Annotated in this window: 1 protein-coding gene; it reads left to right on the forward strand. The window is 67.9% G+C overall.

Going from position 1 to position 265, the window contains the following annotated elements:
• Nucleotides 1-265 (forward strand): efflux RND transporter permease subunit (locus SB816_RS32280; RefSeq protein ID WP_410548281.1); only part of this gene is annotated, 265 nt, incomplete at both ends.

A 265-nucleotide genomic window follows, 5' to 3' on the forward strand; every position in this document is an offset into this window, starting at 1 on the left:
GCTCGAGGCCGCGATCGAGGCGAGCCGGCTACGGCTGCGCCCGATCCTGATGACGTCGATCGCATTCATCATGGGCGTCGTGCCGCTCGTCACGTCGACAGGCGCGGGCTCGGAGATGCGGCATGCGATGGGTATCGCGGTGTTCTTCGGGATGCTCGGCGTGACGCTGTTCGGGCTGATGCTGACGCCGGTGTTCTACGTGGTGCTGCGCACGCTCGCGGGCGGCAAGATCCACGTCGCCGGGAAGGACTCCGCCGGCTATGGC

Source organism: Achromobacter sp. SIMBA_011 (assembly GCF_046535435.1).
Taxonomy (GTDB): domain Bacteria; phylum Pseudomonadota; class Gammaproteobacteria; order Burkholderiales; family Burkholderiaceae_B; genus Achromobacter; species Achromobacter dolens.